The sequence below is a fragment of the Streptomyces sp. CB02058 genome, assembly GCF_001905505.1.
Taxonomy (GTDB): Bacteria; Actinomycetota; Actinomycetes; order Streptomycetales; family Streptomycetaceae; genus Streptomyces.
In genome coordinates this window covers 475,776-497,140 of the sequence record NZ_LIPG01000002.1, presented here as the reverse complement: position 1 = coordinate 497,140, position 21,365 = coordinate 475,776, and the positions used below count along the sequence as shown (strand labels likewise).

At 71.6% G+C, this 21,365-nt stretch carries 14 protein-coding genes and 1 pseudogene; 7 read left to right on the top strand and 8 right to left on the bottom strand.

What is annotated here, in order from left to right:
* Positions 1-16 precede the first annotated feature (16 nt).
* Positions 17-1,432 carry an amino acid permease gene (locus AMK10_RS09380; RefSeq protein WP_073746877.1) on the top strand — a complete coding sequence of 472 codons (1,416 nt, stop codon included), beginning with the start codon at positions 17-19 and terminating at the stop codon, positions 1,430-1,432.
* Positions 1,433-1,445: 13 nt separating this feature from the next.
* Here AMK10_RS09380 and AMK10_RS09375 read toward each other — a convergent pair whose 3' ends face one another.
* Entirely contained in the window at positions 1,446-2,411 is a 966-nt protein-coding gene (locus AMK10_RS09375) for a winged helix-turn-helix domain-containing protein (protein WP_073746875.1), read from the bottom strand.
* Positions 2,412-2,471: 60 nt separating this feature from the next.
* Between AMK10_RS09375 and AMK10_RS09370 the strand changes: the two genes are divergently transcribed.
* Both AMK10_RS09370 and AMK10_RS09365 read left to right on the top strand, forming a co-directional pair.
* Positions 2,472-3,656, top strand: a complete 1,185-nt coding sequence (locus AMK10_RS09370) for an MFS transporter (protein WP_073746873.1) — start codon at positions 2,472-2,474, stop codon at positions 3,654-3,656.
* A gap of 84 nt (positions 3,657-3,740) precedes the next feature.
* On the top strand, positions 3,741-4,382 hold the full coding sequence (locus tag AMK10_RS09365; RefSeq protein WP_073746871.1) for a superoxide dismutase: 642 nt from the start codon (positions 3,741-3,743) through the stop codon (positions 4,380-4,382).
* Between the two features lie 130 nt (positions 4,383-4,512).
* Here the strand turns inward: AMK10_RS09365 and AMK10_RS09360 are convergent, their stop codons facing one another.
* The 4 genes from AMK10_RS09360 to AMK10_RS09345 all read right to left on the bottom strand — a co-directional run bounded on the left by AMK10_RS09360 (position 4,513) and on the right by AMK10_RS09345 (position 11,515).
* Positions 4,513-7,761 carry a penicillin acylase family protein gene (locus tag AMK10_RS09360; protein WP_073746868.1) on the bottom strand — a complete coding sequence of 1,083 codons (3,249 nt, stop codon included), beginning with the start codon at positions 7,759-7,761 and terminating at the stop codon, positions 4,513-4,515.
* Between the two features lie 154 nt (positions 7,762-7,915).
* Positions 7,916-9,388 carry a pyridoxal phosphate-dependent decarboxylase family protein gene (locus tag AMK10_RS09355; RefSeq protein ID WP_073746866.1) on the bottom strand — a complete coding sequence of 491 codons (1,473 nt, stop codon included), beginning with the start codon at positions 9,386-9,388 and terminating at the stop codon, positions 7,916-7,918.
* Positions 9,378-10,751: an MFS transporter gene (locus tag AMK10_RS09350; RefSeq protein ID WP_073746864.1), complete on the bottom strand. Its 1,374-nt coding sequence runs from the start codon at positions 10,749-10,751 to the stop codon at positions 9,378-9,380. The genes AMK10_RS09355 and AMK10_RS09350 overlap by 11 nt, the downstream gene beginning before the upstream one ends.
* Before the next feature lie 113 nt (positions 10,752-10,864).
* Complete coding sequence (locus tag AMK10_RS09345; RefSeq protein WP_073746862.1) at positions 10,865-11,515, bottom strand: mycothiol-dependent nitroreductase Rv2466c family protein; 651 nt, start codon at positions 11,513-11,515, stop codon at positions 10,865-10,867.
* A 132-nt stretch (positions 11,516-11,647) separates the two neighbouring features.
* On the opposite strand from AMK10_RS09345, the gene pepN reads away from it, so the two are divergent.
* The 4 genes and pseudogenes from pepN to AMK10_RS09325 all read left to right on the top strand — a co-directional run bounded on the left by pepN (position 11,648) and on the right by AMK10_RS09325 (position 20,091).
* Positions 11,648-14,239: an aminopeptidase N gene (gene pepN, locus AMK10_RS09340; RefSeq protein ID WP_073746859.1), complete on the top strand. Its 2,592-nt coding sequence runs from the start codon at positions 11,648-11,650 to the stop codon at positions 14,237-14,239.
* Positions 14,240-14,410: 171 nt separating this feature from the next.
* Positions 14,411-15,418 (top strand): annotated as a pseudogene (locus AMK10_RS09335) (hypothetical protein).
* A 143-nt stretch (positions 15,419-15,561) separates the two neighbouring features.
* Positions 15,562-18,870 (top strand): S8 family serine peptidase, encoded by a 3,309-nt coding sequence (locus AMK10_RS09330; protein ID WP_198959663.1) that lies wholly within the window; start codon positions 15,562-15,564, stop codon positions 18,868-18,870.
* Between the two features lie 192 nt (positions 18,871-19,062).
* Positions 19,063-20,091: an aspartate-semialdehyde dehydrogenase gene (locus tag AMK10_RS09325; protein ID WP_073746857.1), complete on the top strand. Its 1,029-nt coding sequence runs from the start codon at positions 19,063-19,065 to the stop codon at positions 20,089-20,091.
* Positions 20,092-20,161: 70 nt separating this feature from the next.
* Here AMK10_RS09325 and AMK10_RS09320 read toward each other — a convergent pair whose 3' ends face one another.
* From AMK10_RS09320 to AMK10_RS09310, 3 genes are read right to left on the bottom strand one after another with little or no spacing between them, the layout of a single operon-like run.
* The gene (locus AMK10_RS09320) at positions 20,162-20,509 is read right to left on the bottom strand and encodes a type II toxin-antitoxin system PemK/MazF family toxin (protein WP_073746855.1); all 348 of its coding nucleotides are present in this window, start codon (positions 20,507-20,509) and stop codon (positions 20,162-20,164) included.
* Positions 20,502-20,726 carry a ribbon-helix-helix domain-containing protein gene (locus AMK10_RS09315; protein WP_073746853.1) on the bottom strand — a complete coding sequence of 75 codons (225 nt, stop codon included), beginning with the start codon at positions 20,724-20,726 and terminating at the stop codon, positions 20,502-20,504. Before AMK10_RS09315 ends, AMK10_RS09320 begins: the two co-directional genes overlap by 8 nt.
* A 46-nt stretch (positions 20,727-20,772) precedes the next feature.
* Positions 20,773-21,273, bottom strand: a complete 501-nt coding sequence (locus AMK10_RS09310; RefSeq protein ID WP_073746851.1) for a DUF1203 domain-containing protein — start codon at positions 21,271-21,273, stop codon at positions 20,773-20,775.
* Positions 21,274-21,365: the final 92 nt, after the last annotated feature.

Sequence of the window (21,365 nt, the reverse complement as noted above, 5' to 3'; positions counted from 1 at the left end):
TGAACTGAGCCTGTCCATGTCCCGGACCTCCGCGCCGCCCCCCACGGACGCAGCAGCCCCCACCGTCGACTCCGCGCTCACCCACGGCCTCAAACAGCGCCATCTGTCGATGATCGCCCTGGGCGGGGTGATCGGAGCGGGCCTCTTCGTCGGCTCCGGCGCGGGAATCGCCGCCGCCGGCCCCTCGATCGTCGTCGCCTACGGCATCTCCGGGCTGCTGGTCATGTTCGTGATGCGGATGCTCGGCGAGATGTCGGCCGCCAATCCCGCGTCGGGCTCCTTCTCCGTCCACGCGGAGCGGGCGATCGGACCGTGGGCCGGGTTCACCGCGGGCTGGGCGTTCTGGGTGCTGCTCTGTGTGGCCGTCGGGCTGGAGGGCATCGGCGCCGCGCAGATCGTCACGGGCTGGCTGCCGGGCACACCGGAGTGGGCCTGGGTGGCCCTGTTCATGCTGATCTTCCTCGGCACGAACCTCGCCGCCGTGAAGAACTTCGGCGAGTTCGAGTTCTGGTTCGCCGCGCTCAAGGTCATCGCGATCACGCTGTTCCTGGTGCTCGGCCTGCTCGCGATCCTGGGGGTGCTGCCGGGCACGGACGCCCCCGGCACCTCGAACCTCACCGGCGACGGCGGCTTCATGCCGAACGGCTCCGAGGGCCTCATCATCGGCCTGCTCGCCTCGGTCTTCGCCTACGGCGGTCTGGAGACCGTCACCATCGCGGCGGCCGAGTCCGAGAACCCGGTGCAGGGTGTCGCCAAGGCGGTGCGTACGGCGATGTGGCGCATCGCCGTCTTCTACATCGGCTCGATGGCGGTCATCGTGACCCTCGTGCCGTGGGACGACCCCAAGGTCGCCGAGGTGGGGCCGTTCTACGCGATGCTCGACCACATCGGCATCAGCGGCGCCGCGGAGATCATGAACGTGGTCATCTTCGTCGCCCTGCTCTCCGCGATGAACGCCAACATCTACGGCGCCTCGCGCATGGCCTGCTCCCTCGTCGCCCGGGGCCAGGGCCCCAAGGTGCTCGGCAGGGTCTCCTCGGGCGTCCCGCGCAACGCGGTGCTCGCCTCCTCGGTCTTCGGCTTCCTCTGCGTGCTGCTCAGCTACTGGCGCCCCGACGACGTCTTCCCCTGGCTCCTCAACATGATCGGCGCGGTGGTCCTGGTCGTCTGGATCTTCATCGCCGTCTCGCAGCTGATCCTGCGCAGGCGGACGGAGCGTGAGGCCCCGGAGCGTCTCGTCGTGCGGATGTGGTTCTTCCCGGTCCTGACGATCGTGGCACTGGCGGCCATGGCCGGCATCTTCGTCCTGATGCTGCGGCAGCCCGACACCCGCGACCAGCTGCTGGCGACGGGCGTGCTGACCGCCGTGCTGATCGTGATCGGCGTCGTACGGCAGAAGCGGGCGGAGCGCGGGGCCCCGGCCGGGGAGTGAGCGGAGCCGCGCCTCAGCCCGGCTGGGCGCGCAGGAGCACCTCGGCCGCCTCCGTGCGGAAGTAGAGGACCGAGCGCCCCGCCCTCCGGCGCCCGGCCAGGCCGGCGTCGAGCAGGACCTTCAGATGCCGGCCCACCGATCCCAGGCCCTGGCCGGTGAGTTCCACCAGTTCCGTGGTGCTCCTGGGACGGTCGAGCAGCACGAGGACACCGGCCCGCGCGGACCCGAGCAGCCTGCCCAGGCTGTCGGGGACGGCGGGCCTGTCCGCGTCCGACAGGGTCCCCGAGCAGGAGTGGACGATGGCGTAGCGCTGCTCGTCCGCGTCCCAGGAGACCCAGCCCTGCCGAGGGGTTACGGGCACGAACACCAGCTGTACGCCGTCGAGTTCGCGCGGCGGGTAGGCGCGCGGATTGACCTGGAGCCGGCTGCCGCCCAGCCAGCGCATGCCCGGGTTCATGCTCTCCAGCGCGGCGGCCCATCCGCCCTGGCTCAGCCGGCCCGCGCGGGCCACGATGTCGGCCTCGATGATCCGGCGGCGGCGCGGCCAGTCGGGGCGCACGATGCGCTGCCACACCCACTCCAGCACGTCCGCCGCCTTCTGCGGCAGGTCGGGACGGTGGAGCGCCGCGGGGAGCGGCCCGCCCCTGGAGACCTCCAGGTCGGCGCGGGCGTCGCCGGGCGGTGTCCCGCGCACCAGGGCCAGGTCCTGGGCGAACGTGGTCCCGCCGGTGGGCGTGGGGGTGAGGAAGTCCGCGTTCCACCAGCCGCCCAGACCGGTCCGTACGAGCTGCGCGGTGACCGGGTCGTCCGCGAGACGCGCGCGGTAGGCGGGCCGGTGGGCGTCGAACCACGCGCGCTCGGCCGGGTGCGCGGGCACACCGCACTCCAGCGCCTGGAGCGTCGCCGTGGTCTCGGACAGCTCCGAGACGACGAAGCGCCCGGCGGCCAGGGTGTCCGCGCCGACCTGCCACCAGCCCATGGTTTCGCCTCCGCGCGAAAGAGTAACGGCCCCGCGGAGGGACCTCCGAGACTCCCGGACATGCTCACCTACCGGGACGTCTTCCGTGTGCCCCAGTTCGGCCCCCTCCTCGCGACGAGCGCCCTTCAGGGTGCCGCCTCGACGACGAGCCAACTGGCCCTGGGCGTGCTCGTGTTCGCCAGGACCGGCTCGCCGCTGCTCTCCGCGCTCTCCATGTTCGGCTCCTCCCTGGCGCAGCTGATCGGCGCGACCCTGCTGATGTCGGCCGCCGACCGGCTCCCACCGCGCGGGGCGCTGGGCGGGGCGGCCCTCGCCTTCGCCGCGGGGACGGCCGTGCTCGCCGTCCCCGGCCTGCCCCTGCCCCTGGTGTTCGCCGTCGTCCTGGGCGAGGGGGTCCTCGCCGCGGTGATCGGCGGCGTACGGTACGGCCTCCTCAACGAGGTGCTGCCCAAGGAGGGCTTCCTGCTGGGGCGTTCGGTGCTGAGCATGTGCGCGGGCACCACGCAGATCTGCGGCTACGCGGCCGGAGGCGTCCTGGTGGCCGTGGCGTCCCCGCGCGGGACGCTGCTCGTCGCGGCCGCTCTGTACGTCGCCGGGGCCGCCGCCGCCCGGTTCGGGCTCGCGCGGCGTCCGCCCCGGGCGGCCGGCCGGCCGTCGGTCGCGGAGACCTGGCGGACCAACGCGCTGCTGTGGTCCTCGGCTCCCCGGCGGCGCGTGTACCTCCTGCTCTGGGTGCCCAACGGGCTGGTCGTCGGCTGCGAATCGCTGTTCGTGCCCTACCTGCCGGACCGGGCGGGGCCGCTCTTCGCCTGCGCGGCGTTCGGGATGCTGGCCGGGGACACGGTGACGGGGCGGTTCGTGCCGGCGCGGTGGCGGGGGCGGCTGGGCACGCCGCTGCTCCTGCTGCTCGCCACGCCCTATCTGCTGTTCGCCCTGCGCCCCGCGCTGCCCCTCGCCCTGCTTCTGACCGTCCTCGCCTCCGCCGGCTTCTCGGCGAGTCTGCTGTTCCAGGAGCGCCTGATGGCGCTGACCCCGGACGCGATGACGGGACATGCCCTCGGCCTGCACGCCTCCGGGATGCTCGCGGTCCAGGGCGTGACGGCGACCCTCGCGGGGGCCCTCGCCCAGCACAGCTCGCCCTCGACGGCGATCACGGTGATGGCAGCCGCGTCGGTCGCGGTGACGCTGACATCGGCACCGACGGGACGGACGCGCCACAGGATCGGGCGTAGGACCTATGGCTGATCACCTCCGACCCTTCCTCCTGCTAGCCTGCAATTGCGAAAGAGTTGCAACAACAACCAGGTAGCAGTTGGAGGGTTCGAACCCATGGCCACGTACACGCTTCCGGAACTCCCGTACGACTACGCGGCGCTCGAACCGGTCATCAACCCGCAGATCATCGAGCTCCACCACGACAAGCACCACGCCGCGTACGTCAAGGGTGCGAACGACACCCTGGAGCAGCTGGAAGAGGCCCGTGACAAGGAGGCGTGGGGCGCGATCAACGGCCTCCAGAAGAACCTCGCCTTCCATCTGTCCGGCCACATCCTGCACTCGATCTACTGGCACAACATGACCGGCGACGGCGGTGGCGAGCCGCTCGCCGCGGACGGTGTGGGCGATCTGGCCGACGCGATCACGGAGTCCTTCGGCTCGTACGCCGGCTTCAAGTCGCAGCTGACGAAGGCCGCGGCGACCACACAGGGCTCCGGCTGGGGCGTCCTCGCCTACGAGCCGGTCAGCGGCAGGCTGATCGTCGAGCAGGTCTACGACCACCAGGGCAACGTCGGCCAGGGCTCGGTCCCGATCCTGGTGTTCGACGCCTGGGAGCACGCCTTCTACCTCCAGTACAAGAACCAGAAGGTGGACTTCATCGAGGCGATGTGGCAGGTCGTGAACTGGCAGGACGTGGCGAAGCGTTACGCCGCCGCCAAGGAGCGCGCGGACGTGCTGCTGCTCGCCCCCTGACGGCCCCCGGAGCGTCCTGCCTCGTGATCGTCTTCTCAACCTTCACCCGGCAGGCGGATGAACGGAGAACCCCCGCGAGGACGTGACTCGCGGGGGTTCTCCCATGGCCGTGAGGCGTGCCGGGCCGCCGTCAGCGGCTGTGGACCCCGATCTCGTTGAGCGAGTACCGGTTGTCCGTGCCCCGCTGGGTGGCGTAGACCCGCACGTACCGGGCCGTGGTCGGGGTGAAGGCGCGGTTCTCCACTCCTCCGCGTCCCGCCGTCGTGGTGTGCACGGTGCGCCAGTTCGCGTTGTCCGCCGACACCTCGATCCGGTACTGGACGGCGTACTGGTCGGACCAGTTCAGCGCGACCCTGCCCACCTGGCGCGAGGAGCGCAGGTCGACCGTGATCCAGGCGGTGGACACCGTCTTGGAGGCCCAGCGCGTGGACGGGTCGCCGTCGATCGCGTTCTTCGGCGGGTACGAGACGACCACCGCGTCCTGGTGGTCCGACGCCGTGACGGCCGCCCCGGTGGCCAGGTTGGCGAGGTCGTCCGTGCGGCGGGCCGGGAACTCCACCACCTGCTGGTACGTCGGCCGGTTCTGCCAGGCGACGCGGGGCACGGTGATGCCGCCCATCGCGCGGTGCACGATCGAGTCGGCGCAGACCTGGGCGCCCGCGGTGGAGCAGTACTTGTCCGCCGGGTAGACCTGCGCGGCCGGAGTGGCCGCGGCCGTGGTGAGGGTGGAGAGCAGGACCTGCCTGCACGCGGCGAGGGCACCCGATCCGCAGAAGGTCGTGTTGAGCGGGCTGCCGACGCTGCGGCCGAGGACCGACCTGAGGTCCTTGTCGACATAGGCCCACCAGCCGTGCTGGAAGGACGAGCCCTTGTGCGCCTCGCTCGCCGCGATGCCCGAACCGGTGGACCCGGTGCCGTTCTGGCCGCCCGACGGCGATTCGTTGATCGGGGCGACCGCGGTCAGCGCCTGGTAGAGGTCCGTGCCGAGCCCCGGTGTGAACACGCCCTCCACCAGCAGCGGCCACCAGGCGTCCAGGACACGGATCGCCTCGGCGTGCGCGTAGGTGCCGGACCCCTTGGCGGTCTCCCTGCGGTGGCCGCCGGCCGCCTCCCAGGCGCGCAGCTTCTCCACGGTGGCGGACAGGGCCGGGTCGGTCACCGCTGCGGAGCCGATGACGTCCAGGACGGTGGGCAGCACCTGCTCGGCCCGCAGGTCGACGGTGGCCGCGTCCTCCATGGCCCTGACCAGCGCGGTGCGGGTGACGCCGCCCGCCTCGACCAGTGCGGAGACCCGGTCGTCGAGGATGTCGGCGCGGTGCACGGAGCCGTTGCCCCACGCGGAGGCGAAGCCGTCCGCCTGCTTGTTGTTCCAGCTGATGTAGTAGTCCTGGTCCACGGACTGCGGGTGCTGGGCGGGCGGTGTGACGGCCGAGGTGTTGAGCGCGGGGTCCCAGTCCTTCCACTCGTACGCCGGCGAGGCCAGGATCGGCTTGTCGGGGTCGGTGTTCACGGCGCGGACGGGGTTGGCCCCGGAGTTGTAGTACGCCGTGTGGTCGGCGTCCACGTAGAACCAGTTGAAGGTGTAGCCGATGTTCTGCGCGGCCTTCTGGAAGGTCTGCGCAGAGGTGATCTTCCCCGGGTCGTTGAACTGCTGGAAGCCGATCACCGAGTCGAGGTCGTGGTGGTAGGTCGAGCGCAGCGCGGTGAAGGCGACCGGCTTGCCGCCGACCTTGCCCGTGTGGGTGACCAGTCCGTACGCCGTCCGTTCGGTGACGAGGTCGTAGGACCCGGCCTTGGTTGCGTCGGCGGTCGTCGGGGACCAGCTGTTCTTCTTCGTCAGCGTCTCGAACGGGGTGCAGACCCCGCGCAGCAGGTAGTGCTTCGACGCGGTCGTGGGCGTGGTGCCGGAGGGCTCGCAGAGATCGACGGCGAAGGTGTCGGTGATGTCCTGGTTGGCCGATGTGGGGCTCCAGGAGTAGTCGAGGCCACGGCCGATCTCGACGTAGAAGCTCAGGCCGGGGAAGGAGGCGCCGCGCGAGCGGAGCCCCGGCCCGTCGAGCTCCTGGACCATGAGCAACTGGGGCGCGTAGTAGCCGGTCTGGGGACCGTAGACGGCCACGGGGTGGCCGGACGCGGTGTGTTCGCCCGAGACCACCAGGGCGTTGGACATGCCCTTCTTCGCGGTGATCAGGTCGGCGGGCAGGATGCCCTCGGCGGTGGCCGCCCCGGTCGCGGACGCCTTCGTGGCGGAGGCCCCGGAGGCCGTCGCGGCGCCCGTTCCCGTGCCGTTGCGCGCGTGCTGGAACGCGGCGACCGAGCCGCCGTCCGGCACGGCCACCCCGACCGGGGACGCCGGGGAGTTGGCGTACGGGTAGGTCCCGCCGTGCTGGGTCGTCGTGGCCTCGCTGTCGGTCTGCGCGCGCCACGCCTTGTACGCGGCCTTGCCGGCGGCGGCCCCGTAGTGCTGCTGGAAGGCGAGTTCGGCTAGGGCGTTCTCGACCTCGCCGCCGCCTCCGCCGCCGAAGATGGCGCCGATGACGGAGGAGATCGCGACGACGTCGGTGGCGGTGAAGTCCTGGATGGAGGAGCCGTGGCCGGTCAGCTCGTACTCACCGGGGTAGGTGGCGGCGCCGACGGTGTCGTCGATGAAGGCGTTGATGCCCGACACGTAGTCCTGGATGTCCTGGTAGGCCTGGGCACCCTCGGCGCCCGAGTCGCGGACCCGCTCCAGCTGGGCCTTCAGGTCGTTCTCGGTGTACGGGGCGACCGCCCAGAGGCTCTGCTCCAGGGTGCGGTTGCCCGCCGCGCCGCCCGCGAAGGACGACAGCTCGCCGCGCCCGACGTGGCGCAGTACGTCGATCAGCCACAGCCGGTCCTGACCGGCCGCGTATCCGGCGCCGAACTCCGTGCCCGAGCGGGTGGTGCCCTTGATGTGCGGGGTGCCTGTGGCCTTGTCGCGGGTGATGGTGACGTCGGAGCGCGGTGACACCGTGCTCTCCACCTGGCCGGGGGCCACTCCGAACGAGGCGTCGTTGAAGTAGGCGGCGAGCTGGTCCTCGGTGAGGCCGGAGTAGTCGTGCAGCAGGTTGTCGTACGGCTCGATCTGGTCCGCCGAGTGCTTGGGGCGGGTGCCGACGGTCTGGTGCAGCAGGATTCCCGCGAGGGTCGCGTGGCCGTTCTGGCCGGCCGGGAGGATGTCCTGGCACTGGCCCAGGCACGGGTCACCGGCGGTCGGTACGGGGTCCACGCCCGCCGCGGCCTCGGCGGGGACGGCCGTGGCGAGGGGGGCGAGCAGCGTCGCCGCGGCGAGCGCGGAGACCAGCGCGGTGCGGAGTCTCGCGCGGCGCCGTGGCGGCGGGGGAACGGGGGCAGGGGTCACCGGAACCTCTTCGGGAAGGAACGGGGGCGCGGGGGGCGCCGGAACAGTAACCGTGCCCGGCCGCCCCCGGACAGAGCGGCGGCCGGTCTTCCTCAGGACTGCAACAGCCCGTTCACGTAAGGCAGTTGATGTCCCGTTCCGTCATGCGCGCCGACTACGGGACGCGGAAGACGGAGCCTATGAACTCGGCGAGCAGCCGCTCCTTGAGGGCTCCGGGCAGCGCGTCGAGCAGGACGAGCACGGGGGCCGTCCGGGCCGGGAGCCCGGCGCCCCCGCCGAGTCCGGCGAAGGCCAGCACGCCCGCCACGTCGTCCGGTCCGAGAGTGTCCGGATCGAGCTCGGCGGCGAACGCGGCGAGCGCCGGGTCCACGGCGACCGGCTCCAGCGCGCGGGCCTTCGCCAGGGCGGCCGTGAGGTCGTCGAGCAGGGCGCCGACCTGGCCGACGGTCGCGGGGGTGAGCGTGAGGTGGAGGTTGGGCGGGAGGCCGCCGAAGGAGAGCTGCGGCTGGAGGTACCAGCCCAGTTCGCGCATCTCGTCGGCGAGATGGAGCAGCAGGCCGAGGTCGGGCTCGCCGTCCTCCTCCCGGGCGACGGTGAAGGCGACGAGCCCGGCGGCGGGATCGCCCAGCACCCGTACGCCGTCGAGGGCGCGCAGCCCCGCCAGCAGCCGGTCGGACGCCTCGGCGACCCGGCCCGCCAGCGCGGTGTAGCCCGCCTCGCCGACGTGCTGGAGGACCGCCCACGCCTGGGCCAGCAGGCCGCCGGACTTGGTGCCCTGCACCGTGGGGTTGACCACGGGGTAGCCGGGCCAGCCGGCGTGCGCGAAGTACTGGTGGCGGCGGAGCTCCGCGTCGCGGTAGAGGACCACGGAGGCGCCCTTGTCGGCGTACGCGTACTTGTGCAGGTCAACCGAGAGGGAGGTGACGCCGGGGACGGAGAGGTCGAAGGGCTCCACCTCCCGTCCGGCGCGCCGCAGGTACGGCAGGATCCAGCCGCCGATGCAGGCGTCCACATGGCAGAGCACCCCGCGTGCGGAGGCGGCGGCGGCGATCTCGGCGACGGGGTCGACGACCCCGTGGGCGTACGAGGGCGTGGAGGCGACCACCAGCGCGGTGCGGTCGGTGAGCGCGGCGGCCATGGCGTCGGCGTCGGCGCGGAAGGTGACCGGGTCGACGGGCACGACGACGGTCTCGAGCCCCAGATAGGCGGCCGCCTTGTGGAAGGCGGCGTGGGCGGTGGAGGGCAGCACCAGCTGGGGATCGGTGATCCCGCGCACCGTCCTGGCGTGGTCGCGGGCGGTCTTGACGGCGAGCAGGATGCTCTCCGTGCCGCCGCTGGTGAACGTCCCCTGGGCGCCGGGGGCGCCGAGCAGGGCGGCGACGGCGCCGACCACGTCGTTCTCCAGCCGGGCCACGCTCGGGAAGACCGTGGGGTCGAGCCCGTTGACCGTCGCGAAGGCGGTGTACGCCTCGGCGGCCAGCTCGTCGAGCCCCTCCAGCCCCGCGTCGTAGACATAGGCGAAGGTGCGGCCGCCCCGGGTGGGCGCGTCCGCCTCGCGCAGGGCACGCAGTTCGGCGAGCACCTCGGCGGCGGGGCGGCCGTCGGGCAGGGCGGGATCAGTCGGCACGGACGGGCTCTTCCTGGAGAGGGCGGGACGGGCTCGGGGAGGCGTGGTAGCGGTGCAGCAGCAGGAGGCTCGCGGCGGCGACGACGGCGGGCAGCACGCTCATCCCGGCGGTGATGCCGGTCAGTGCCGCAGCCGGCTGTTCCACCTGGTGCGCGGCGTCGGAGGAGCGGAAGCCGGTGACGGCGAGAACGAGGGCGAACACCCCGGCGCCCAGGGCGAAGGCGAGGGTCTCGGCCGCCGTCCACAGCCCGGTGAAGGTGGCGGCCCTGCGCCGTCCGGTGGCGACGGCGTCGGCGGCCAGGGTGTCGGCGAGCATCGTCAGCGGCAGCAGCTGGAGTCCGGCGTAGGCGATCCCGACGAGGACGACCGCCGCGTAGCCGACGGCGGGGCCCGCGACCCCGGTGAAGGCGAGGAGCACCGCCCCGGCGATGTAGAGCAGGGACGCGCACCACTGGGCGTACGTCACGCCCCTGCGGCGGGCCAGCCTGTTCCACAGCGGCATGAAGAGGACGAGCGGGCCGATCAGGCAGGCGAACAGCGGGGTGACGGCACCCGCCGATCCGAGGGTGTACGTCGCGAAGTACTGGACCCCGGCGAGCATCACGCCGATGGCCAGCGCCTGGAGCGTCCACATCCCGGCCAGATGCAGGAACGGCCTGCTGGAGCGGGCGGCGGCGAGCTGGGCCCGCAGGGAGGGTTCGGCCTCGCTGCGGGCGGCCTGCGGGGCGCGGCGGGTGGCGGCCCACGCCCCGAACATGCCGAGGGCGAGCAGGACGGCGACCACGGCACCCATCAGCCGGTAGCTCCCCGGGGTGTCGCCGTCGGCGTGCGCGATGGCGGGGGCGAGCGCCCCGGACAGCAGGATGGCGACGCCGAGGAAGCCCACCCGCCAGCCGAGGACGCGGCCGCGTTCGTGCGGGTCCTCGGTCATCTCGGCGGGCATGGTCACGTACGGCACCTGGAAGACGGCGTACGCGGTGGCGGCGAGGAGGAACAGCGCGGCGACGTAGCCCGCTGCCGCCGCGCCCCTCAGCGGCGGCGCCGCGAAGATGAGGGCGAAGAGCGGCGGGAGGGTGCAGGCGCCGATCAGCAGGAACGGCCTGCGCGGTCCGCCGCGCAGCCGGCTGCGGTCGGAGACCGCGCCGACCAGGGGGTTGATCAGGACGTCCCAGGCCTTGGGCAGGAAGACGGCGGCCCCCGCGACGGCGGCGGGCACGGCGAGGACGTTGGTGAGGTAGTAGAGCAGGATCAGGCCCGGCACGGTGGCGAAGGTGCCGGTGCAGAGGGAGCCGAGCCCGTAGCCGATCCGCACGGTGGGCGGGAGGGGCGGGGCCGCGTGGAGGTCCGAACCGGCCGCTGGCATGGGGCAGATCTTGAATGATGTTCATCTTTTCGGCAAGACCCGTGCCGCCCACGACACATGATCGCCATATCCGCGGGCCGGGCACGGCGGCCCGGCCCGCGGCGGACGTGCGGTCAGTCGAAGACGGGGCCCTGGGTGCGGGTCCGCTTGATCTCGTAGAAACCGGGGATCGACGCCACCAGCAGCGTGCCGTCCCAGAGCTTCGCCGCCTCCTCGCCCTTCGGGGCGGGGGTGACCACCGGGCCGAAGAAGGCGATCTGCTCGCCGTCGGAGCCGGGCACGGCGATGACCGGGGTGCCGACGTCCTGGCCGACCTTGTCGATGCCCTCCTGGTGGGAGGCGCGCAGCTCCTTGTCGTACGCGTCGGAGTCGGCGTACTCCAGCAGATCGGCGGGCAGGCCGACGTCCGCCAGGGCGCCCGCGATCGCCTCGCGGGTCGGGCCCTCGCCGTTGTTGTGGATGCGGGTGCCGAGGGCCGTGTAGAGCGGGCCGACGATCTCGTCGCCGTGCTTCTGCTGGGCGGCGACCACGACCCGGACCGGCGCCCAGGCCTGGGTGCGCATCATGTCCTGGTACTCCTCGGGCAGCTCGTCGAGCTTGGGCTCGTTGAGCACGGCGAGGCTCATCACGTGCCAGCGCACCTCGACGTCCCGGACCTTCTCCACCTCCAGCATCCAGCGGGAGGTCATCCAGGCCCAGGGACAGAGCGGGTCGAACCAGAAGTCGGCCGGAACCTTGCCGGCGGCCGTGCTGTTCTCGGGCATGTCTCTCCTCATGAGGTCGGTCTGCGCCTGAGTCTCGGAACACCGCCGGCACCGCCGACCATTCCCGTGCGGGGCCGCCGGCAGCCGCATGGGAGGATCAATGTGTTCGAACGAGACACGAAGGAGTGCTCCGTGCCCGGTGAAAACCTGTCCCGCGACGAGGCCCGCGAGAGGGCCGAGCTGCTGACCGTCGATGGTTACGAGGTCGCCCTCGACCTGCGTTCCGCCGTCGGTGAGCCCGACGGGGGCGACGGGGAGGCCGGTCCGCGCACCTTCCGTTCGCAGACCACCATCCGCTTCCGCGTGGCCCGCGACGGCGCCTCGACCTTCGCCGATCTGCTGGCGCCCGCCGTGGACGGGGTGACGCTGAACGGCAAGGACCTGGACCCCGCGGCCGTCTTCGACGGCACCCGGATCGCCCTGGACGGCCTGCCCGCCGGCGAGAACGTCCTGGTGGTCGACGCACGGTGCGCGTACAGCAGGACCGGCGAGGGCATGCACCGCTTCGTCGACCCCGAGGACGGCGAGGTCTACCTCTACACGCAGTACGAGCCGGCCGACGCACGGCGCGTTTTCGCCAACTTCGAGCAGCCCGACCTCAAGGCGCCCTACCGCTTCGAGGTGACGGCGCCCGAGGGCTGGCAGGTCCGGAGCAACGGCGCGGAGGAGTCGGCGGAGGGCGGGGTCCACCGGTTCGCGGAGACCCTGCCGATCTCGACGTACATCACGGTGGTCGTCGCCGGCCCGTACCACTACGTGAGCGACGTCTACACCCGCACGTTCGACGACGGTTCGACGCTGGAGGTCCCCCTCGGCGCGATGTGCCGCAAGGGCCTCGCCCGCCACTTCGACGCGGACGACGTCTTCCTGCTCACCAAGCAGGGCCTGGACTTCTTCCACGACCACTTCGACTACCCGTACCCCTTCGGGAAGTACGACCAGGCGTTCGTGCCCGAGTACAACCTCGGCGCCATGGAGAACCCGGGCCTCGTCACCTTCCGCGAGGAGTACATCTACCGCGGCAAGGTCACCTCGGCGTCCTACGAGCGCCGCGCCAACGTCATCCTGCACGAGATGGCGCACATGTGGTTCGGCGACCTGGTGACCATGCAGTGGTGGGACGACCTGTGGCTGAAGGAGTCCTTCGCGGACTTCATGGGGACGTTCTCGATGGTGGAGGCGACCCGCTTCACCAACGGCTGGATCACCTTCGCCAACAACCGCAAGGCGTGGGCCTACCGCGCGGACCAGCTGCCTTCCACGCACCCGGTCACGGCCGACATCCGTGACCTGGAGGACGCCAAGCTGAACTTCGACGGCATCACGTACGCCAAGGGCGCGTCGGTGCTGAAGCAGCTCGTCGCCTATGTGGGACGGGACGCGTTCCTGGAGGGCGCACGCCGTTACTTCAAGCGGCACGCGTACGGCAACACGCAGCTGGGCGACCTGCTCTCGGTGCTGGCCGAGACGTCGGGGCGCGACATGACGGCCTGGTCGCGCTCCTGGCTCCAGACGGCGGGGGTCAACGTCCTGACACCGGTCGTGACGTACGACGGCGAGGGCAGGGTCGCCGAGCTCACCGTGACCCAGGAGGCCGCGGCCTCCCACCCGGAGCTGCGTCCTCACCGCGTCGCGGTGGGTCTGTACCGGCTCACCCCCGAGGGCGAACTCGTGCGGTACGCCCGCGCGGAGACCGATGTCTCGGGCGAGCGGACCGTGGTCGCCGAGCTGGCGGGGGCGCAGAGGCCCGACCTGGTCCTGGTCAACGACGACGACCTCACCTACTGCAAGGTCCGCTTCGACGAGGTGTCCCTGGCCACCCTGCGCGAGCACCTCGGTGACATCACCGACCCGCTGGCCAGGGCGCTGTGCTGGTCCGCGCTGTGGAACCTGACGCGGGACGCGCTGCTGCCCGCGCGGGACTTCGTCTCCCTGGTGCTCTCCTCCGCGGGCCGCGAATCGGACATCGGCGTGCTCCAGATGCTGCACGCCTGGGCGCAGTCGGCGCTGGTGCACTACGCCGCACCGGCCTGGCGCGCGGAGGGCGGCCGGGCGCTGGCCGAGGGCGCGCTGGCCGAGCTGCGGCGCGCGGAGCCGGGCAGCCAGCACCAGCTGACGTGGGCCCGGTTCTTCGCCGCGGTCGCCGAGTCGGACGCGGACTTCGAGCTGCTGGGCGGGCTGCTGGACGGCTCGGCCGTGATCGAGGGCCTCGACGTCGACCAGGAGCTGCGCTGGGCCTTCCTCTCCCCGCTGGCCTCGCACGGCAAGGCCGACGAGGCCGCCATGGACGCCGAACTCGCCCGTGACGACACGGCGTCCGGCAAGCGGCACCACGTGCGGTGTCTGGCCTCGCGCCCCTCGGCCGCGGTCAAGGCTCAGGCGTGGGCGGCGGTCGTGGAGTCGGACAAGCTGTCCAACGCCCTCGCCGGGGCGACGATCGCCGGCTTCGAGCAGCCCTCCCAGCGTGAGCTGCTCGCGCCGTACACCGCCTCGTACTTCGAGGCGATCGAGCGGGTCTGGGCCGAGCGGTCCATCCAGATCGGCATGGACGTGGTCCGGGGCCTCTTCCCGGGGCTCCAGGACGACCCCGCGACGCTCACCGCCACGGACGCCTGGCTGACCTCGCACCCGGACGCGGCACCGGCGCTGCGGCGTCTCGTGCTGGAGGCGCGGGACGATCTGGCGCGGGCGCTGCGGGGCCAGGAGCGCGACGCGAGGGCGTGAGGGCCCGGCGCACGCCCCGCACACCAGTGCGGGGCGTGCGCCGTACAATCCCTGCCGCGACGACTCTTTTCGACAGTCGAACTGCCGTACTTTAGGACGGCGTTGTCCTGGTATGTCGACGGGCGTGTAACACGGGTCATCGCACCGCGGGCCTGCGGGAACCTCCCCGGCATGACCCAGAACACCCCGCTCTCCCCCTGCCCCGTCCACGATGTGCGCCACCGCGTGCAGTCGGCCGCGCAGTTGCGCGCCCGGGGCGTGACAGCCGCGCAGACCGCCGCCCAGTGCCTCCCCGGCGGATCGTGGCAGCAACTGCTCCCCGGCGTCTACCTCCTGCACCCGGGCTCGCCGACGAACGAGGAGCGGGTGCACGGAGCGCTGCTGTACGCGGGGCGGCCCCCGGCGACCGCCCGCCGCTCCGTGCCCCCTCAGCCCGGACCGGGTTACGGCGAGGCCATGGTCACAGGGCTGGCGGCACTGGCCCTGTACGGCTTCACGTCCGCGCCCCCGGTCATCGCGCTGCACCGCATCGACGTACTGGTGCCGCGCACCCGGCGGCTGCGCTCCACCCGCTTCGTCCAGGTGACCCGGTCGGCCGCCCTCCCCCGGCCGCAGCGCCGGCTCGGCGTGCCGCTGGCCCCGGTGGAGCGGGCTCTCGCCGACGCGGTGGCCTCGCTCACCGACGCGTCGACGGTGCGACGGCTCCTGACGGAGGCGGTGCGCGGCGGGCACTGCGAACCCGCGCCGGTGGTACGGGAGCTGAACGCGGCGAAGCTGCTGGGCCGGGCCCATGTGGTGGACGCCGTCGACGCCCTGCTCGTGGAGGGCCGGGCGGCGGCGGAGAGCCGGCTGTACGCGATGGTGCGCGGCCACGGGCTGCCCGAGCCGGTGTGGAACGTGGAGCTGGCGCTGCCGGGCGGCGGCGCCCTGGGCGGGGTGGACGCCTACTAGCCGGAGCAGGCCGTCGCCCTGGACATCGGCGCCCGCACCCCCCGTGAGGACCGCGTCGCCTTCGCCGCGGAGCGTGAGCATCTGGAGAGGCTGGGGGTGACCCTGGTGCGGGTGACACCGAAGCAGCTGCGCGAGTCGGCGGCCCAGCAGGCGGTGGTGGTGCGTACGGCGCTGATGGCGGCCGAGGACCGTGAACCGGCCGCGTACGTGGTGGTATTGCCACGTTGAGTGGCGCAATGGCCGCAGTGGCGGATCTACGCCATGTCCCGTTCTCGTCACCGTCAACTCTCCACAAACCCCTGTCATTTACGAAAGGCTGAGCGGTCATCGGGTACCGAATTCCGGACTCTCTCTTTCTTTCACAAACAGGGATGCTGATGACCAAGGAATCCCCCAGCTCCATACCCGGGGCGAGACGCGCGGCGCGCATCGCGGCCGCAGCCGGTCTGGCCGCCGCGCTGACCGCTTCCGGCGCCGCCCCGGTCTTCGCCGCCGACGACCCGGCCGCTTCCCCGGTGAAGCCCGCCGCCACGAGCACGGCGGGCGACAAGCTGGGCGAGGCCGACGCCGATGTGCTGGCGAAGGCCGAGGCCAAGGGCGAGAAGAACATCACGATGATGGTCGCCACCACCCCGGGCGCGACCGAGAAGGTCGCCGAGCAGCTGGACTCCGTCGAGGGGTCCGTGGTGGGGCAGACGTACGACAAGCTCGGATACGTCCGGGCCACCGTGCCGACCGCGACCGCCGAAGCCACCATCAAGGCGGCGCAGAAGCTCTCCTCGGTCCAGGGCATCGATCTCAAGCAGGAGATCGAGCTCGACGACCCGACGCCCTCGGGCGACCGGGCCACCGGGGCGAAGCAGCCGAAGGCCACCGGCAGTTACGCGGCCCCGGACAAGAACACCCCCGCGAAGAACCCGTACAACCCGTCCTTCGAGACGGGCGCGGTCGACTTCGTGAAGCAGCACCCGAAGGCGGACGGCCGCGGGATCACCATCGGTGTCCTGGACTCCGGTGTCGACCTCGGGCACCCCGCGCTCCAGAAGACCACCACGGGCGAGCGCAAGATCGTCGACTGGGTGACCGCCACCGACCCCGTCAGCGACGGCGACGGCACCTGGCTGCGGATGACGGCCTCGGTCGCCGGTCCGACCTTCACCATCGGCGGCCGCACCTACTCGGCGCCGGAGGGGTCCTACAAGATCCAGCTCTTCTCCGAGGCCGCCACCCGCGGTGGCGACATGGCCGGGGACCTGAACCGGGACGGCGACACCACCGACGTCTGGGCCGTGCTCTACGACCCGGTCGCCGGCACCGCCCGGGTCGACCTGGACAACGACGCGAACTTCGGCAACGACGCCGCGCTCAAGCCCTACAAGGACGGCCACCAGGTCGGCTACTTCGGCACGGACAACCCCGCGACCGAGGTCGTCGAGCGCATCCCGTTCGTCATCGAGACCCGCAAGAACGTCGTCTACAACGCGGCCGGCGCGACCGCCGACTACGTGAACATCGGCGTCATCGAGAGCGAGCACGGCACGCACGTCGCGGGCATCACCGCGGCCAACGGCCTGTTCGGCGGCAAGATGAACGGTGCCGCGCCCGGCGCGAAGATCGTCTCCTCGCGCGCCTGCACCTGGTCCGGCGGCTGCACCAACATCGCGCTGACCGAGGGCATGATCGACCTCGTCGTCAACCGCGGTGTCGACGTCGTCAACATGTCGATCGGCGGCCTGCCGCCGCTCAACGACGGCAACAACGCGCGCGCCGAGCTCTACAAGCGGCTCATCGACATCTACGGCGTCCAGCTGGTCATCTCGGCCGGCAACGACGGCCCCGGTGTGAACACCATCGGTGACCCCGGTCTCGCCGACCACGTCATCTCGGTGGGCGCGTCCATCTCCAAGGAGACCTGGGCCGCCAACTACGGCTCGAACGTCACCAAGAAGTACGACATGCTGCCCTTCTCCTCGCGCGGTCCGCGTGAGGACGGCGGCTTCGCGCCGATCCTGACCGCCCCGGGTGCCTCCATCAACACCACCCAGACCTGGCTGCCCGGCGGCCCGGTCAAGGAGGCGGGCTACTCCCTCCCGGCCGGCTACTCCATGCTGCAGGGCACCTCGATGTCCTCGCCGCAGGCCGCTGGCGCGACCGCGCTGCTGCTGTCCGCCGCGAAGCAGAAGAACATCGAGCTGCCCCCGGCCGACCTGCGGACCGCGCTGACCAGCACCGCGACCCACATCGACGGGGTGCCCGCGCACGCCCAGGGCTCCGGTCTGATCAACATCGTCGGCGCCTGGAAGCAGATCGAGAAGAAGGGCGCCCCGGCGCACGAGTACGCGGTGAAGGCCCCGGTCGACACCGCGATCGACTTCGCGCTGAAGACCCCGGGCTTCGGCACCGGCCTGTACGACCGTGAGGGCGGCCTGAAGGCCGGCGAGAAGAAGGCGTACGACGTCGTCGTGACCCGCACCACGGGTCCGGACACGGCCGTGAAGCACAAGCTGTCGTGGAAGAACAACGACGGCACCTTCTCCCTCGCCGGTTCGAGCACCGTCTCGCTGCCGCTGGGCAAGCCGGTCACCGTCAAGGTGCAGGCGAAGCCCCGCACCGCGGGCGTCCACAGCGCGATCCTGGTGGTGGACGACGCGAAGACCTCCGGCGTGGACCAGCAGATCCTCTCCACGGTGGTCGTCGCCAAGGACCTGGTGAAGCCGGCCTACGCGTTCACGGCGAGCGGCTCGGTGCAGCGCAACAGCACCACGTCGTACTTCCTGAACGTCCCGGAGGGCGCCGAGACCCTGGAGGTCGCGCTGAGCGCCCTTCGCTCGGGCAGCCAGACCCGGTTCATCTCCATCCACCCGTACGGTGTCGCGGTGGAGGACAGCTCCACGATCTACTGCTACCCGAACTACGAGAACCCGGCCAACACCTGCCGCCCGGACACGCGCTCCTACAAGGACCCGCAGCCCGGCGTCTGGGAGATCGAGGTCGAGTCCCGCCGTACGTCGCCGCTGCTGGACAACCCGTACAAGCTGGACGTCTCGCTGCTCGGCGCCTCCTTCGACCCGGCGGTGCAGACCATCGCCGAGGCGAAGATCGGCACCCCGGCCCCGGTCGAGTGGACGGTCACCAACAACGCGGGCGACCTGGAGGGCACGCTCGAGGGCGGCTCGCTGGGCTCGGCCGACGTCGAGCGTCCCTCGATCGCCACGGGCGGCGAGTACACCAAGACGGTCACCATCGGTGAGGGCGTCGAGAAGCTGGACGTCGCCATCGGCAACACCTCGGACGCCAACGCCGACATCGACCTCTACGTCTACAAGGGCGACACCGAGGTCGGCGCGTCGACCTCGGCGGGCTCCGAGGAGTCGGTCAGCCTGGTGAACCCGGCGGCCGGCACCTACACCGTCGTCATCGACGGCTATTCGGTCCCGGCCGGTACCACCGAGTACGACTACCGGGACGTGTACTACTCCCCGTCGCTCGGTGAGATCAAGGTCGACGAGTCGAAGGCCGTGAACCTGGCCAACGGCGCGTCCGCCCAGGTCGGCGCCGAGGTCGTGGTCGCCGGAGCGGCTCCCGAGGGCCGGCAGTTCTTCGGCGAGGTGCAGCTGGTGAACGCCCGCGGCACCGCGGCGGGAACCGGCAGCGTCGTGATCGAGAAGGTCGCGCCGTAGCCATCCGGACGGTGTGATCCGCACGACACCGGACACTGTGGGGCGGGGGCTCTCAAGGGCCCCCGCCCCACAGCTCTGTGCGCGCCCCGTCCGCCTGCCGGACAATGGATTGGACAAGGAAGCCGTGGACATACGCATCATGGACCGGCAACCGTGCCGTTCTTGTCTGTTTCGTGTCTGTGAGGAGTTCCCGTGAAGGTCGGAATCGTCGGCGCCACCGGTCAGGTCGGCACAGTCATGCGCAGGATTCTGGCCGAGCGGAAGTTCCCCGTCGCCGAACTGCGGCTCTTCGCCTCCGCGCGCTCCGCGGGCTCCACGCTCGCCTACGAGGGCAAGGACATCACCGTGGAGGACGCCTCCACGGCGGACTACACCGGGCTCGACATCGTGCTGTTCTCGGCGGGCGGCGCCACGTCGAAGGCACTGGCCGAGAAGGTCGCGTCGCAGGGCGCCGTCGTGATCGACAACTCCTCCGCCTGGCGCAAGGACCCCGAGGTCCCGCTCGTGGTCTCCGAGGTCAACGCGCACGCGATCAAGAACCGCCCCAAGGGCATCATCGCCAACCCGAACTGCACCACGATGGCCGCCATGCCCGTGCTGCGCCCGCTGCACCAGGAGGCGCAGCTCGACGCGCTGACCGTCGCCACCTACCAGGCGGTGTCCGGCTCCGGTGTCGCCGGTGTCGCCGAGCTGCACGGCCAGGTGTCCAAGGTCGTCGCCGACGCGGACAAGCTGACGCACGACGGTGACGCGGTCGACTTCCCCGAGCCGGGCGTCTACAAGCGCCCGATCGCCTTCAACGTGCTGCCGCTGGCCGGCTCGATCGTCGACGACGGCTCCTTCGAGACGGACGAGGAGCAGAAGCTCCGCAACGAGTCCCGCAAGATCCTGGAGATCCCGGAGCTCAAGGTGTCCGGCACCTGCGTCCGGGTCCCGGTCTTCTCGGGCCACTCCCTCCAGATCAACGCCCGTTTCGCCCGTCCGATCAGCGTCGAGCGCGCCTACGAGCTGCTGAAGGACGCCGAGGGCGTGGAGCTCTCCGAGATCCCGACGCCGCTCCAGGCGGCCGGCAAGGACGCCTCGTACGTGGGCCGCATCCGGGCCGACGAGACCGTCGAGCACGGCCTCGCGCTGTTCGTCTCCAACGACAACCTGCGCAAGGGTGCCGCCCTGAACGCGGTACAGATCGCGGAGCTGGTGGCGGCGGAGCTCAAGGGCTGAGGCCCTCGACCCACCCGTGCGAAGGGGCGGCCACCGGAATCCCGGTGGCCGCCCCTTCGCACGCCTCGGGTCAGAGGGCGAGATGCCGCCGCAGGGCGGCGTCGATGTCGGCCATGCGCCGTCGGGGGACAGAGCCGACACGCTTCAGTACGCGGTCCGGGGACACCGCCCGGACCTGCTCGCACTGCACCTTCGAGTCCCTCGGCAGTCCACTCTCCGCGGACGGGAGCAGTACCTGGAACGTGAGCACGCGAAGCGTGTTCGATGTCAGGGGCACCACAGTGATCACCCCACGCCCGTTCGACACGACCGACTGGTTGGCCGCGTTGTTGGACACGATCACGGCCGGCCTGATCTTGTTCGCCTCACTGCCCCGGGCGGGTTCCAGATCCACCAGATGGATATCACCTCTACGCATCGGTGATTCCGTCCCCGACCGTTCGGTCCCACAGAGCTGCGTCCTCGCTCGCGTCCCACTCCTCGAATGCCTCGGTGTACTCCGCTTCGAGCCCGGCTTCGCGCAGCAGATCGATGGCGGCGTGTATGACCGCCGACCTGGAATCCGCCTCGTTCTTCGCGGCGTACTCGTCGAGGAAGGCGACGTCCTCCTGCGGCAAGCTCACGCTGATTTTCATGCCGACCATCCTACCGCCGGTAGGATAGTCTTGGCCACCACAGGTATCAGTCCCGGCGCACCTCGAAGTGGTAGCACCCGTACTCCACGGCCCGTACGTGCACCAGCGCCACCTCCGGGTCCGCGAAGGCCTCCGTGAGCGCCTCGTCGAAGCCCCGCTCCTCGTCGGCGGGGATCTCCAGGAGCCTGCCGCCGACGATCTCGCCCTCCGCGTTGTAGCGCCGTACCGTGCGCAGGGCGCCCGCGCGGGAGAAGGGGTAGCCGGTCCGGTCCCCGGCCGGACCCTCGCACCCCTCGGCGTGGACGAAGACCGGCCCCTGTTCGTCGTAGGCACCCGGGTGGGCCCCGGTCCGTGCCGCCCAGCGCCGCAGGGGCGCGTACGAGACGAGGGCGATCCGCTCCCCCGCCTCGGCGCCGCGCAGGCAGCAGCGCAGGGGGGCGCCGCTCTCCGTGGCGGTGTACGGGACGCACGGGCGCCCCGCGTCGTCGGCGGTGCGGAGCTCCGTCAGGGTGCCCGGCCCGATGGGCCGGGCCGTGTAGGTGGTCATGGTCCGAGGGTGCCCCCGATCCCCGCGCCGGTCCGGCGGAAAACGGACATCGCGCTGCGCCCTCCTCACGTGGAAGGATGACCGAAAACGTC